At 74.9% G+C, this 12,896-nt stretch carries 14 protein-coding genes; 6 read left to right on the plus strand and 8 right to left on the minus strand.

Annotated elements, in window-relative coordinates; translation table 11 throughout:
* Window positions 1-45: 45 nt before the first annotated feature.
* From hrpB to ACFT41_RS30885, 3 genes are read right to left on the minus strand one after another with little or no spacing between them, the layout of a single operon-like run.
* Window positions 46-2,559, minus strand: coding sequence for an ATP-dependent helicase HrpB (gene hrpB, locus ACFT41_RS30875; RefSeq protein WP_377589584.1), 2,514 nt, complete (start codon window positions 2,557-2,559; stop codon window positions 46-48).
* Between the two features lie 30 nt (window positions 2,560-2,589).
* Complete coding sequence (locus tag ACFT41_RS30880) at window positions 2,590-2,790, minus strand: DUF397 domain-containing protein (RefSeq protein WP_377589583.1); 201 nt, start codon at window positions 2,788-2,790, stop codon at window positions 2,590-2,592.
* A 39-nt stretch (window positions 2,791-2,829) separates the two neighbouring features.
* The gene (locus tag ACFT41_RS30885; RefSeq protein WP_377589582.1) at window positions 2,830-3,672 is read right to left on the minus strand and encodes a helix-turn-helix domain-containing protein; all 843 of its coding nucleotides are present in this window, start codon (window positions 3,670-3,672) and stop codon (window positions 2,830-2,832) included.
* Between the two features lie 144 nt (window positions 3,673-3,816).
* Here ACFT41_RS30885 and ACFT41_RS30890 point away from each other — a divergent pair, with 144 nt between their 5' ends.
* From ACFT41_RS30890 to ACFT41_RS30900, 3 genes are read left to right on the plus strand one after another with little or no spacing between them, the layout of a single operon-like run.
* Window positions 3,817-4,443: a GPP34 family phosphoprotein gene (locus ACFT41_RS30890; RefSeq protein ID WP_377589581.1), complete on the plus strand. Its 627-nt coding sequence runs from the start codon at window positions 3,817-3,819 to the stop codon at window positions 4,441-4,443.
* A 45-nt stretch (window positions 4,444-4,488) separates the two neighbouring features.
* Entirely contained in the window at window positions 4,489-6,015 is a 1,527-nt protein-coding gene (locus ACFT41_RS30895; protein WP_377589580.1) for an APC family permease, read from the plus strand.
* On the plus strand, window positions 6,012-6,608 hold the full coding sequence (locus tag ACFT41_RS30900; RefSeq protein ID WP_377589579.1) for a GNAT family N-acetyltransferase: 597 nt from the start codon (window positions 6,012-6,014) through the stop codon (window positions 6,606-6,608). Before ACFT41_RS30895 ends, ACFT41_RS30900 begins: the two co-directional genes overlap by 4 nt.
* A gap of 65 nt (window positions 6,609-6,673) precedes the next feature.
* Here ACFT41_RS30900 and ACFT41_RS30905 read toward each other — a convergent pair whose 3' ends face one another.
* Together ACFT41_RS30905 and ACFT41_RS30910 are read right to left on the minus strand one after the other, a co-directional pair.
* Entirely contained in the window at window positions 6,674-7,498 is an 825-nt protein-coding gene (locus ACFT41_RS30905; protein WP_377589578.1) for a SigB/SigF/SigG family RNA polymerase sigma factor, read from the minus strand.
* A gap of 189 nt (window positions 7,499-7,687) precedes the next feature.
* Window positions 7,688-7,888 carry a hypothetical protein gene (locus ACFT41_RS30910; protein WP_377614081.1) on the minus strand — a complete coding sequence of 67 codons (201 nt, stop codon included), beginning with the start codon at window positions 7,886-7,888 and terminating at the stop codon, window positions 7,688-7,690.
* A gap of 148 nt (window positions 7,889-8,036) precedes the next feature.
* Between ACFT41_RS30910 and ACFT41_RS30915 the strand changes: the two genes are divergently transcribed.
* Window positions 8,037-8,165 carry a hypothetical protein gene (locus tag ACFT41_RS30915; protein WP_377589577.1) on the plus strand — a complete coding sequence of 43 codons (129 nt, stop codon included), beginning with the start codon at window positions 8,037-8,039 and terminating at the stop codon, window positions 8,163-8,165.
* An 89-nt stretch (window positions 8,166-8,254) separates the two neighbouring features.
* Here the strand turns inward: ACFT41_RS30915 and ACFT41_RS30920 are convergent, their stop codons facing one another.
* Both ACFT41_RS30920 and ACFT41_RS30925 read right to left on the minus strand, forming a co-directional pair.
* Window positions 8,255-9,241, minus strand: a complete 987-nt coding sequence (locus ACFT41_RS30920) for a pirin family protein (protein WP_377589576.1) — start codon at window positions 9,239-9,241, stop codon at window positions 8,255-8,257.
* 11 nt (window positions 9,242-9,252) lie between these two features.
* Window positions 9,253-9,732, minus strand: coding sequence for a MarR family winged helix-turn-helix transcriptional regulator (locus tag ACFT41_RS30925; protein WP_377589575.1), 480 nt, complete (start codon window positions 9,730-9,732; stop codon window positions 9,253-9,255).
* A 150-nt stretch (window positions 9,733-9,882) separates the two neighbouring features.
* On the opposite strand from ACFT41_RS30925, the gene ACFT41_RS30930 reads away from it, so the two are divergent.
* On the plus strand, window positions 9,883-10,410 hold the full coding sequence (locus ACFT41_RS30930) for a GNAT family N-acetyltransferase (RefSeq protein ID WP_377589574.1): 528 nt from the start codon (window positions 9,883-9,885) through the stop codon (window positions 10,408-10,410).
* Window positions 10,411-10,597: 187 nt separating this feature from the next.
* Here ACFT41_RS30930 and ACFT41_RS30935 read toward each other — a convergent pair whose 3' ends face one another.
* Window positions 10,598-11,185, minus strand: coding sequence for a general stress protein (locus ACFT41_RS30935; RefSeq protein WP_377589573.1), 588 nt, complete (start codon window positions 11,183-11,185; stop codon window positions 10,598-10,600).
* A gap of 100 nt (window positions 11,186-11,285) precedes the next feature.
* Here ACFT41_RS30935 and ACFT41_RS30940 point away from each other — a divergent pair.
* Window positions 11,286-12,896 (plus strand): glycoside hydrolase family 15 protein (locus ACFT41_RS30940; RefSeq protein ID WP_377614082.1); only part of this gene is annotated, 1,611 nt, incomplete at its 3' end.

Here is a 12,896-nt window from a genome sequence, read left to right on the forward strand (position 1 = left end):
CAGGCCCGCCCGGGGCCGGGGGCCGGCCCGCCCGGCCGGGCCGGGTCAGCGGCGGCGGCGGGGGGCTGCCCGGCGGGTCGGCTCGGCCGTCGTCGGGTCCTCCGGCCAGGGGTGGCGGGGGTAGCGCCCGCGCAGCTCCGCGCGGACCTGCGGATACCCCGTGCGCCAGAACGAAGCCAGGTCGGCGGTGACCGCCACCGGCCGCCCGGCCGGGGAGAGCAGGTGCAGCAGCACCGGCACCCGGCCGTCGGCGACCCGGGGCGCGTCGGCCCAGCCGAACGTCTCCTGGAGCTTCACCGCGAGCACCGGGGCGGCCGGGTCGGCGTAGTCCACCCGGGCCCGGGAGCCGCTGGGCACGGCGATCCGCTCCGGGGCCAGCTCGTCCAGCCGGGCCGCCAGCGACCAGGGCAGCAGCCGGCGCAGCGCGGCGACGACGTCCACCCGGGCCAGGTCGGCGCGGCGGCGGGCGGCGGCCAGCTCCGGTCCGAGCCAGTCGTCCACGCCGGCCAGCAGGGCGTCGTCGGTCACGTCCGGCCAGTCCGGCCCGAGCGCGTGCCGGCAGAACGCCAGCCGCTCGCGCAGCGCCCGCGCGGCCGGCGACCAGGTCAGCAGCGCCAGGCCGTCGCGGCGCAGCCCGTCGCGCAGCGCGGCGGCCACCAGCGCCGGCTCGGGGCGGGCCAGCGGCCGGGCGACCAGCTCGATCGCGCCGAGGCGGACCACCTCCCGGGCCACCACGTCCCCGGCGGACCAGGCCACCTCCCGCCCGGAGCGCAGCAGCGGTCCGCCGGCCTCCCGCGCCGTCGCCTCGTCCAGGCCGGTGGCCAGCCGCACCCGGGCGGTGGGCGCGCCGGGGGACCGGTCGGCCACCGCGACGGCCAGCCACGCCGTGCCGGCCAGCCCCGACCCGGGGGCCAGCTCCGCGGCGGTCCCGCCCGCCATCAGGTACGTCGACCCGCCGGCCCGACGTACCCGGGCCAGCCGCTCCGGGTACGCCAACCCGACCAGCAGCCCGGCGGCCAGCTCGTCGGGCAGCGGCCCCTGCGGGGCGGCGGCCCCGGTGGGCAGGGCGGCGCGCAGCCGGCGGGTCTCGGCGCGCCAGCGGGCGGTGGCCGCCGGATCCGTGCCCGCGCGCAGCCGCCGCCACGCGGCGGTCAGGTCGTCGCCCGGCCCGGTGACCGTGTCGTCGGCGAGCAGCGCCACCACCTCGGCGGCCCGGTCCGCGCCGACCACCGGCGCGCCGTCGAGCAGCGCCCGGGCCAGCCGGGGGTGCGCCCCCGCCCCCGCGATGGCCCGCCCCCGGGCGGTGATCCGGCCCGCCGCGTCCAGCGCGCCGAGGGTGGTCAGGGTGTCCCGGGCGACCGTCATGGCGGCGGCCGGCGGCGGGTCGGGCAGGGCCAGCCCGGTGCCCTCCGGGTCGCCCCAGGCGGCCAGCTCCAGGGCGAAGCCGGTGAGATCGGCGGTGGCGATCTCCGGCTCCGGCTGGGCGGCGAGCCGGGCGTGGACCGCCTCCGACCAGCACCGGTAGACGTGCCCGGGTGCCTCCCGCCCGGCCCGCCCGGCCCGCTGGGTCGCCGCGGCCCGGGACACCGGCACGGTGACCAACGCCCCGAGCCCCCGGGCCAGGTCCACCCGGGGCACCCGGGCCAGCCCGGCGTCGACCACCACCCGGACCCCGGGCACGGTCAGGCTGCTCTCCGCCACGGCGGTGGTCAGCACCACCCGCCGCCGGCTGGCGGGGCGCAGCGCGGCGTCCTGCTCGGCGGCGCGCAGCCGCCCGTGCAGCGGCAGCAGGTCCACGGCGCCCCGCAGGGCGGCCAGCCGCCCGGTCACGGCGGCGATCTCGCCCACCCCCGGCAGGAAGACCAGCACGTCCCCGTCGCGCTCGGCGAGCGCCCGGCGGACGGTGGCCGCCACGTGGTCCAGCAGCGCCGGGTCGACCCGGCCGGACGCGGTCACGGTGGCCGGCCGGGGCGGCGGGGCCCAGACCCGGGTCACCGGGTGCAGCGCCGCCTCCGCCCGCACCACCGCCGCCGCGCCGTCGGTGCCGAGTAGCTCGGCGAGCCGGTCCGCGTCCGGGGTCGCCGACATGGCCAGCAGCCACAGGTCGGGGCGCAGCGTCTCGCGCGCCTGCGCGGTGAACGCCAACGCCAGGTCGGCGTCGAGCTGCCGCTCGTGGCACTCGTCCAGCAGCACCGCGCCGACGCCGGGCAGCTCCGGGTCGCGGTGCAGCCGGCGCACCAGCAGGCCGGTGGTGACCACCTCGACCCGGGTGGCCGGGCCCACCCGGCGCTCGCCGCGCACCGCGTACCCGACCCGGTCGCCGACCCGCTCGCCGAGCAGGGCGGCCATCCGGTGCGCCGCCGCGCGGGCGGCCACCCGGCGCGGCTGGGCGAGCACCACCCGGCCGGCGACCGCCCCGGCCACGGCCAGCGGGGCGAGGGTGGTCTTCCCCGTGCCGGGGGGTGCCACCAGGACCGCGCCGCCGGCCGCGCGCAGCGCGTCGAGCAGCGCCGGCAGCGCGGGGCGGACCGGCAGGTCGAGGGTTACGTCGGCGAGCACCGTCCTACTGTCGCACCGGGTCGCCGGGCGTCAGCGGGGGCGTACCGCGTCGAGGCCGGCGACGAACGCGCCCCAGGCGGCCGGGGCGAAGGCCAGCGCGGGTCCCCCGCGGTCGGTGGAGTCGCGGACCGCGACCCGACCGTCGGCTGTGGCCACCTCGACGCAGTTGCCGTTGCCGCTGCTGCGGCTGCTGGTCCGCCAGGCCGCCCGGGACAGGTCGAGCGCGGTCATCCCCGTTACCTCATCTTCTGCTGGCGCGCCGCGATGCGGTCACGCAAAGTTACGAGAAGCCTCCTCCAGGCGGGTCAACGAATCCGCCGGACTGAGTGCCATCCGGCACAGCTTCTCGTGCAACAGGCTATACCCGCGCACATGATCGGCTTCCTCCAGAGCCAGCCCCATCGTGAGGTTATCCAGGTAAACCACGGATGCGTCGGCGTCGTCGGAAAAGCCCAGGATGACGTACGGGGTGGTCATCGCGGGGTGGCCACCGGCCGAGAACGGAAGTACCTGCACCATGACGTTCGGTAGTTGTGCGACATGGTGGATGTGGGCCAGCTGCTCGGCCATCGCGGCCGGTTCGCCGACCGGCCGCAGCAGCACCGCCTCGTTGAGCACCACCGACAACTCGACGGGGTTCTCCCGGTGCAGCACGTCCTGCCGGCGCAGCCGGGCGGCGACCTTGCGCTCGATGCGTTCCTCCCCGGCGGTCAGCCGGTAGATCGCCCGCGCGTACGCCTCGGTCTGGAGCAGCCCGGGCACGGCCTCGGCCTCGTACGTGCGCAGCGCCGCCGCCTCGGCCTCCAGCCCGACGTAGAACTCGAACCACTCGGGGAGCACGTCGCTGTAGGTCTGCCACCAGCCGCGCTGCTGCGCGCCCCGGGCGATCTCGATCAGCGCCTCGGCGTCGGCCCCGGTGACCTGGTAGAGCGCCAGGGCGGCCCGGACGTCCCGGGGTTTGATTCCGATCTGGGCGTTCTCGATCCGAGAGAGGTTGCTCTTGGACATGTCGAGCTGACGGGCGGCGACATCGAGGGTCATCCCTGAAAGTTCGCGCAGGTGGCGTAGCTCGCGGGCGATGCGGCGGCGGCGTACGGTCGGGCTGGCGGTCACCCTCCGAGTCTGTCACGCCAAGATCCCCAGGTCGTTCGGACACGGAGTGCAACTGTCGAAAGTGGGAGTTGCGTTGCAACCCGCTGACGTGCATTCTTTCACCCGGCGTCGATCAGTTGTGGACAATCCGTTCGGGAGGCTCGTGTGCTCACCGCCGACGAGTTCTATCTGATCGCCCACAACGACAGCCGGGGCAAGCCGAAGCTTCATCCCAGCGCGGCGGGCATCGGCCTGGCGGCGGCCCTGCTCGGCGAGCTGGTCCTGTTCGGACAGCTCACCGTCGCCGCCGGGAACGTGACCGTGGTCGACCGCCGCCCGCCCGTCGACGCCCTGGCCCACACCGTCCTGGACCAGTTGGTCGGCGAGTCCCAGCACCAGTCGGTGCGCACCTGGCTGAGCTTCCTCGGCCAGAGCGCGGCGACCTCGGTGGCGGAGCGGCTGGCCCGCGCCGGCGTGCTGCGCCGCCAGGAGAACCGCCGCCTGCTGCGCACCAGCGTCAGCTACGTCCCGATCGACCTCAACGCGGTGGCCTGGCCGGCGACCCGGCTGCGTGCCCTGCTCGACCGGCCGGAGCCACCCACCGTGCCGGACGCGCTGCTGCTCGGCCTCGTCTCCGCCGCCGGCCTCACCCGCGAGGTGCTGTGGAGCGCCGGCCCCCGCGCCCACCACCGGCTCAGTGTTCTCATCCCGGCGCTGCCCCCGCCCCTGAAGGAGCTCGTCGCGCACACCGAGGCCGCCGTCGGCGCGGCCGTGCTGCGCGGCATGCCCTGACGGCCGCCGGCCCCTCACTCCCCTCCTCGAACCGGAGCAGTCGCGATGCCCCCCACGACGACATTCGAACGACCGAGCAACGTCTCCGACGCCCTGGCCCGTGGCCGCCTCGGCGTGCCGTCGGTGATCTTCTTCGTGCTGTCGGCGGCGGCCCCGCTGACCGTGGTGGCCGGCGTGGTCACCACCGGCTACGCCGTCACCGGCGTCACCGGCATGCCGTTGGCCTTCCTGGTGGTGGGCGCGGTGCTCGCCCTCTTCTCCGTCGGGTACGTGGCGATGGCCCGCCGGGTGGAGAACGCCGGCGCGTTCTACGCGTACGTCTCGCGGGGGCTGGGCCGCCCGGCCGGCGTCGGCGCGGCGTGGGTCGCCCTGCTGGCGTACAACGCGCTTCAGGTCGGGTTGTACGGCGCGGTCGGTGCGGCGGCGACGCCGGTGCTGGAGCGGCTCTTCGGCGTCGCGCCGGCCTGGTGGGTGGTGGCCCTGGTCGCGTGGGCCCTGGTCGCCGTGCTCGGCCTGCTGCGGGTCGACGTCAACGGCATGGTCCTGGCGGTGCTGCTGGTCGCCGAGATCGCGGTGATCCTGGTGTTCGACCTCGGGCAGCTCGGCCACCCGGCCGGCGGCTCGGTGAGCCTCGCCGCGCTCTCCCCGGACAGCCTGCTCGTCCCGGGGGCCGGCGCGCTGCTGGTGCTCGCCATGACCGGCTTCGTCGGCTTCGAGTCCTCGGTGGTATTCAGCGAGGAGAGCAGGGACCCGAAGCGCACGGTCCCGATGGCCACGTACCTGTCGGTGGCGATCATCGCCGGGCTCTACGCCCTGTCGTCGTGGGCGATGACCGTGGCGGTCGGGCCGGACCGGATTTCGGCGCAGGCCGGCGAGCAGAGCGTCGAGCTGATCTTCAACCTGGCCGGGGCCCACCTCGGCGACACGGCCGTCACGATCGGCCAGGCGCTGTTCATGACCTCGGTGCTGGCGGCGATGATCTCCTTCCACAACACCACCGCCCGGTACGCGTTCGCGCTCGGCCGGGAGCGGGTGCTGCCGGCGGCGTTCGGGCAGACCTCGCCGCGCACCGGCTCGCCCCGGGTGGCGTCGCTCGCGCAGAGCGTGCTCGGCCTGCTGGTGATCGTGCTGTACGCGGTCAACGGCTGGGACCCGGTGCTCCAGCTCTTCTACTACGCCGGCTCCGGCGGTGGGTTCGGCGTGCTGCTGCTGATCGCCACCACGTCGATCGCGGTGATGGCCTACTTCGCCCGCACCCGGGCGCAGGAGAACCTGTGGCGGCGGCTGATCGCCCCGGGGCTGGCCGCCGTGGCGCTGGTCGCCATCATCACGGTGGCGGTGGACAACTTCGCCATCCTGCTCGGCGTCGCCCCCGACTCGGCGCTGCGCTGGGCCGTCCCGGCCGTGTACCCGGTGGCCGCGCTGGTCGGTCTGCTCTGGGCGCTGGTGCTGCGGCGAAGCCGGCCGGACGTCTACGCCCGGATCGGGCTGGGCGCGGAGAGCGCCACCCTGCTGGCCGCCCAGGGCGTCGACGGCGGGCCGGCCCGGTTGGGCGCGGGGGCGTCGAGGTGAGCGGCGTACGCATCGAGCGGCTCGGCCCGCCCGAGACCCGGCTGGTGGCCGAGCGGATCGCCGAGGCGTTCCTGGTGCTCCCGGCGACCCACTGGCTCGTGCCGGACGCCGCGCAGCGCCGGGCCGTGCTGGCCGACAACTTCGAGATCCCGGTGGGCCACGCCATGGCGCACGGCCAGGTGCACGCCACGGCCGACCGGGCGGGGGTCGCGGTGTGGCTCCCGCAGACCGGCGACGACGTCGGTCCGCCGGCGGACTACGACGCCCGGCTGGCCGCCGCGTGCGGCGAATGGGTCGACCGGTTCCGCCACCTCGACGACCTGTTCGCCGCCAGCCACCCGCACGCCGGGCACCACCACCTGGCGTTCCTCGCGGTCACGCCCGAGCGGCAGGGGCAGGGGATCGGCTCGGCGCTGCTGCGTCACCACCACGCCTGGCTGGACGCCAACGGCGTGCCCGGCTATCTGGAGGCGAGCAGCGAGACCGGCCGGGACCTGTACGCCCGGCACGGCTACCGGCCCCGGGAGGTCTTCCGGCTGCCCGACGGCACGCCGTTCTTCCCGATGTGGCGGGAGCCGGCGACGGTCGCCTGAGGCAACCGACACGTGGTGGGCCTGGCGCACCCGCGCCGGGCCCGCCATCTTTCGTTCGGGCGTGCCTAGTAGGTGCCGTCGAGCTGACCCCGCAGCTTCGCCAGCGCCCGGGCGAGCAGCCGGGACACGTGCATCTGCGAGACGCCGATCTGCTCGGCGATCTGCGACTGGGTCAGGTTGCCGTAGAAGCGCAGGGTGAGGATCTTCTGCTCACGCCCGTCGAGCGTGGCGAGCGCCGGGCCGAGGGCGACCCGCAGCTCGGCCAGCTCGAACTCGTTGTCCTCGCCGCCGAGCATGTCGCCCAGCTCGGTGGCCCGGTCGCCGTCGCCGGTCGGGGTGGACAGCGACACCGCGTTGTAGGCGCGGGCGCCCTCCAGGCCCTCCAGGACCTCTTCCTCGGTGAGCTTGAGGTGGGCGGCGATGTCGGCGACCGTGGGGGAGCGGCCCAGCGTCTGGAGCAGGGAGCTGTTGGCGTCGGAGATCGCCAGGCGCAGCTCCTGGAGGCGGCGCGGGACCCGGATGTCCCAGGTGCGGTCGCGGAAGTGTCGCTTGAGCTCGCCGATGATGGTCGGGATGGCGTAGCCGGCGAAGTCGACGCCGCGCGACGGGTCGAACTTGTCGATGGCCTTGATCAGGCCGACGGCGGCGGTCTGCGCGAGGTCGGCGGTCGGCTCGCCCCGCCCGCTGTAGCGGTGGGCGAGGTGGTTGGTCAGCGGCAGCCAGGCCTCGATCGCCCGGTCCCGCATCGCGGCGCGCGACGGGTGGTTGGCGGGCAGCGCCGCCATCGCGTCGAGCAGGTCGGCGGCGCTGTCGGTGGGCGCACGCGGGTCGAGCTTGGCCGTGGTATCCGGCGCTGCGGTCGTCTGCTCGCTGGTCGTTGGCGCGGTCATGGGTGGTCCTCCCTGCACCTCGTCCGCGGATAGAGACGTGACGCTTCGGTTTAGCTTCAAATGGGCCGTTCGGGACTCACCTTAGCCTGATCGGCTCCCGGAAATCCAGCCGAAAGTACGATGAACTTAAGGATGTTTCGGGCGTAAGGCTATCAAAACGGTCGTGGATGCGCGAACCTGTGATCGCGATTACCGGTTCGCTGGATGTCTGCACCCGATCACCAGGTGGCGGACCGGCGCGCCCGCCGCCAGCGCTGCCACCTCGCTGACCGGCCGGTCAAAGTGCGCCGAGCCGTGAATCAGCGGCTCGGCGAGGTTTCCGGTCGTCCAGACGGGTATCCGTGAGACCGGGTTGGCGCGTCCGGCCGCGGTGAGGAACCAGTCCCGCATCGGCACGCTTCAGCCCTCCGAGGTCGACAACGTCCTCACGGTAGGACCCCCGCGCAGGGTCCGCACGCCGACCGGCACCCCCGGTGACCTGGCCGACGACCCGCGCGGTGCCACCCGACAGCGAAGCGAACACCGAGGAGGCCGCACGATGCCCGCCGAGCCGACCGATGTCATGACCGAGCACCGCGAACAGCCGGTGGAAGGCGAGCGGGGGGCGCTCGTCGCCGTGTTGGTGATGGTGCTGCTGGGGGTGGCGGGGATCTTCGCGGTCTCCTGACCGACCGCCTTCGAGCGCGCGGACCGGTCTTCCGGGTACGCCGACGGGCGGCACCGGGGAGTCCCCGGTGCCGCCCGGCACGGCCCGCGTCAGGGGCGCTCGCCCTGCCCGCCGGTGTGCGGCAGCCGCTCGGCCGGGACGACCCCGAGCCGGCCGGCCTGGAAGTCCTCGAACGCCTGGATCAGCTCGTCCCGGGTGTTCATCACGAACGGCCCGTAGTGGGCCACGGGCTCCCGGATCGGCTGCCCGCCCATGATGTAGAGCTCCAGGGCGGGGGTGTTCGAGTCCTGCGTCGCGTCGGCGGTGACCCGCAGCGCGTCGCCCGGACCGTGGACGGCGAGCTGGCCGGTGTGGAACGGCCGGCGGCCGGTGCCGACCGTGCCGCGCCCCGCCAGCACGTAGACCAGGGCGTTGAAGTCGGCCCGCCAGGGCAGGTTCAGCTCGGCCCCGGGCTGCACCGTCACGTGGGCGATGGTGATCGGGGTGTGCGTCGAGCCGGGCCCCCGGTGCCCGGCGACCTCACCGGCGATGACCCGGATCAGCGCGCCGCCGTCCGGCGTGGTGAGCAGCACCGACTCCTTGCCGCGGATGTCCTGGTAACGCGGCGGCTTCATCTTCGCCACCCGGGGCAGGTTGACCCAGAGCTGGAGGCCGTGGAACAGGCCCCCGCTGGCCACCAGGTGCTCCGGCGGGGCCTCGATGTGCAGCAGGCCGCTGCCGGCCGTCATCCACTGGGTGTCGCCGTCGGTGATCGTGCCGCCGCCGCCGAGCGTGTCCTGGTGATCCATGATCCCGTCGATCATGTAGGTCACCGTCTCGAAGCCGCGGTGCGGGTGCCACGGGGTGCCCTTCGGCTCGCCCGGGGCGTAGTCCACCTCGCCCATCTGGTCGAGGTGGATGAACGGGTCCAGCTCGTGCATCGGCACCCCGGCGAAGGCCCGGCGGACCGGGAAGCCCTCGCCCTCGTAACCGCTGGGGGCCGTGGTGAGCTTGCGGACCGGGCGGTAGCGGGTGGACTCGTCGAGCCGGGGCAGGCGGGGCAGGACGAGAACGTCGTCGACCGTGATGGCGGGCATCTCGAACTCCTTTACTCGCTGGGGGTGGCCGAGGCGTCGCGGTCGCGGCGCAGCCGCCGGCCGAGGCGTTCGAAGACCCGGGTCAGGCAGGCGACCTCGGCGTCGTCGAGGTCGTCCATCAGGTGGGCGCGCACGGAGTGCAGGTGGTGCGGCGCGGCCTCGCGCAGCGCCAGCAGCCCGGCGGCGGTGAGCACCGCCTCGCTGCCGCGCCCGTCCTCGGCGCACGACTGCCGGGCCACCAGGCCGCGCTTCTGCATGGTGGTGATCTGGTACGTCAGCCGGCTGGGCGAGAAGACCAGCCGACCGGCCAGCTCACCCATCCGCAGTCGCTGCCCCGGCGCCTCGGAGAGCAGCACGAGCACGTGGTAGTCGGCGAAGCTCAGCTCGCTGTCGGCCCGCAGGTCGTCCTCGAGCTGGGTGAACAGTCGCTGGCTCGACTCGATGTAGGCCCGCCAGCAGGCCATCCGCTCGATGTCCAGGTTCTCCGTCACGCCGCAACAGTAGCATTATTTCAAATTTTGACAAGCGCTCTGGATTGCCGGTGAGCTGCGCCATGTTCCGTGCTCCCGGACGGGGGCGCTTCGGATTTGAACGAGAAACGTCGGGCGGATCCCGGGTGGCGGCTGACAGACTGCTGACCCATGGACGACGTACGCCTGCCCGCCCCCGGCCTGCTGCTGCGCCCCTGGCGCCCCGCCGACGCCCCCGCCGTGCTGGCCGCCCTGCGCGACCCGGCCGTGGCGACCTGGAACCCGCAGGGCGACATGGACGAGACGCGGGCGCGCGAGTGGGTGCGCCGCCGGGGCGACTGGTCCGCCGGTGACCACGTCTCTCTCGCCGTCGCCGACCCCGGCGACACCGAGCTGCTCGGCTCGGTGTCGCTGAGCAGCATCGGCGGCGGCAACGCCAACATCGGCTACTGGACCGCCCCCGCCGCCCGGGGGCGGGGCGTGGCCACCGGGGCCGTCCGGCGGCTCACGACCTGGGGATTCGCGGCGCTGGGCCTGCGCCGCGTCGAGTTGTGGCACGCCGTGGCCAACCCCGCCTCCTGCCGGGTCGCCGAGCGGGCGGGCTACCCGCTGGAGGACACCCTGCGCGAGTCGCACCGCTACGGCGACGGCCGCCGCCACGACGAGCACCTGCACGCCCGCCTCGCCGCCGACGCCTGACAGGCCGTGGCTGGGCGGCCGGCGGGTCATGTCGGGCAAGTGGCGGTATCCCGACCGCCGGATACCGCCATGTCGCCGACATGGAGTCGATCATGGACGGCTGCGCGCCTCGGACGGCTGCCCGCCCCGGACGCCGAGCGGCCCCGGGGAGTCCCCGGGGCCGCCCGACGGGCAGTCAGGTCGCCGGTCAGCGGGCGGTCGCGCCCGTCGGCGTCAGGTGCATCCGGCCCAGCAGCTGCCGGGCCTGGTCGGCCACGCCGGCGTCGACGGTCACCGCGTACTGGGCGGCGCGCAGCGAACTCGCCGAGGTGAAGTCCCGCTGGCCCCCGCTCATCGCGTGCGCCACCGCGCCGAACACGGCCCCCCAGATCGCGCCGATCACCAGCCCGACCAGGATCACCGCGAGCCAGTTGCCGGCGGTGAAGATGCCGAACAGCAGGCCGATGAACAAGCCGAACCAGGCGCCCGTGCCCGCGCCGATCAGGGCCGCCCGGCCCGTGGTCAGCCGGCCGAGCACCGTCTCGACGAGGGTCAGGTTCGTCCCCACGATCGCGGTGTGTTCCACCGGGAACCGGTTGTCGGCCAGATAATCCACCACCCGCTGCGCGGACGGATAGTCCGGGTAGGTGCCGATCGTCACCGTCGGCGGACCCACCTGCGGGCCGTGGCCGTCGCCGCCGGGCGCGGCGGGCCGCCCAGCCGGGCCGTACGGGAGGTTGTTCGCGCCCGGCATTCCGGGTTGCCAGGCCGCAGTCGAGGTCGAGGGTCTGGTCATGGTGTCCTCCTTCGTCGACCACCCGCCTTCCCCCGGCCGGCCAGCGGTAACGTCGCGGTCCCCGGCGAATGCTGCTCGGCCGGGCCGGGTAGGCACCGGCGTGGACAGCGGACGGATCAGCGAACACGGCTTCCTGGCCGACGGCCGCAGCGCGGCCCTGGTCGACCGGGTCGGCTCGGTCAACTGGTGGTGCCCAGCGCGGTTCGACGCGCCGTCGGTCTTCGGGCGGCTGCTCGACGACGACGCCGGGCACTGGTCGATCCGGCCCGGGGCGCAGTTCACCACCGCACGCTCCTACCTGGACGGCACGCTGGTGCTGCGCACCGTGTTCACCACCGACAGCGGGTCGGTGGCGGTGACGGACGCGCTCGCGCTGGAGCCCGGGGCGCGCGGGCACGACATCGGCCTGCGCTCGCCCCGGGTCCTCGCCCGGCTGGTGGAGGGCGTCTCCGGTGCGGTGCCGGTGCGGCTGACCTACCGGCCCCGATTCGAGTACGGGCGGGTCGCCGCGTACCTGGTCGCGCACCCCGAGGGGCTCGACGCCACCGCCGGGGCGGCCCGGCTGCGGCTGCGCGGCGACGTGCCGCTGACCTGCGGCGAGAGCGAGGCCACCGCCGCCTTCACCGTCCGGGCCGGCGAGTCCTACGGCTTCACCCTGGCGTACGCGCCGACGTACGACGGCGGGGACCCGGTGACGCCGGACGCAGCGGCGACAGTGGCCGAGACGGCGGCCGGCTGGCGCTCCTGGGCCGGGATGCACCCGTACCAGGGCCGCTATCCGGAGCTGGTGCGGCGCAGCGCGCTGGTCGTGCAGGGCATGACGTACCAGCCCAGCGGCGCGGTCGTCGCGGCGGCGACCACCTCGCTGCCCGAGGCGCTGGGCGGCGACCGCAACTACGACTACCGCTTCGTCTGGCTACGCGACTTCAGCCTCACCCTCCGCGCGCTGTGGCGGGCGGCCTGCCCCGACGAGGCCACCCGGCAGTTCGCCTGGGTCGCGCGGGCGATGGGCCGCATCGGCGACCGGCCGGTGCCCATCATGTACGGCGTCGAAGGGGAACGGGACCTCACCGAACACCGCCTCGACCACCTCGCCGGGTACGCCGACAGCCGGCCCGTGTTCGTCGGCAACGACGCCTGGCGGCAGCGGCAGACCGACGTGCTCGGGGAGGTCATCGACGCGGCGTGGCTGATGCGTCACTACCTCGAACCGATGGACCCCGAGGTGCGCCAGCTCCTGCGCGCCCTGGCCGACCAGGCGGCCACCGACTGGCGCCGCCCGGACGCCGGGATGTGGGAGGCCCGCGACGCCGAGCGGCACTACGTCTCGTCGAAGGTGCAGTGCTGGGCCGCGCTGGACCGGGCCGTGTGCTTCGGGTCCCGCCTCGGCGACGCCGCCGACGTGGCCCGCTGGGCCGCCGCCCGCGACGAGGTCCGCGCGGCGGTGCTCCAGCGGGGCTGGAACGACCGGGTCGGTGCGTACACCGGGGCCTTCGACTCCACCGAGCTGGACGCCTCGGTGCTCCTCATGCCGCTGGTGGGGTTTCTGCCCGCTGGCGACGCCCGGATGCGCGCCACGATCGACGTGGTCGAGGCGCGGTTGTCGCACGACGGCCTGCTGCGCCGCTGGGACGGCGACCCGGCGGGCTTCGTCATCTGCTCGTTCTGGCTGGTGGGCTGCCTGGCCCGGTCCGGCGAACCGGACCGGGCC

Source organism: Micromonospora sp. NPDC057141 (assembly GCF_042670805.1).
Lineage (GTDB): Bacteria > Actinomycetota > Actinomycetes > Mycobacteriales > Micromonosporaceae > Micromonospora.

Bases quoted from the DNA above. Each gene is read 5' to 3' on its own strand.
- ACFT41_RS30895 (WP_377589580.1), top strand. From the start codon at position 4,489: ATGCCCCCCACGACGACATTCGAACGACCGAGCAACGTCTCCGACGCC.
- ACFT41_RS30915 (WP_377589577.1), top strand. From the start codon at position 8,037: ATGCCCGCCGAGCCGACCGATGTCATGACCGAGCACCGCGAACAGCCG.
- ACFT41_RS30930 (WP_377589574.1), top strand. From the start codon at position 9,883: ATGGACGACGTACGCCTGCCCGCCCCCGGCCTGCTGCTGCGCCCCTGG.
- ACFT41_RS30905 (WP_377589578.1), bottom strand. From the start codon at position 7,498: ATGACCGCGCCAACGACCAGCGAGCAGACGACCGCAGCGCCGGATACC.
- ACFT41_RS30880 (WP_377589583.1), bottom strand. From the start codon at position 2,790: ATGACCGCGCTCGACCTGTCCCGGGCGGCCTGGCGGACCAGCAGCCGC.
- ACFT41_RS30935 (WP_377589573.1), bottom strand. From the start codon at position 11,185: ATGACCAGACCCTCGACCTCGACTGCGGCCTGGCAACCCGGAATGCCG.
- ACFT41_RS30920 (WP_377589576.1), bottom strand. From the start codon at position 9,241: ATGCCCGCCATCACGGTCGACGACGTTCTCGTCCTGCCCCGCCTGCCC.
- ACFT41_RS30910 (WP_377614081.1), bottom strand. From the start codon at position 7,888: ATGCGGGACTGGTTCCTCACCGCGGCCGGACGCGCCAACCCGGTCTCA.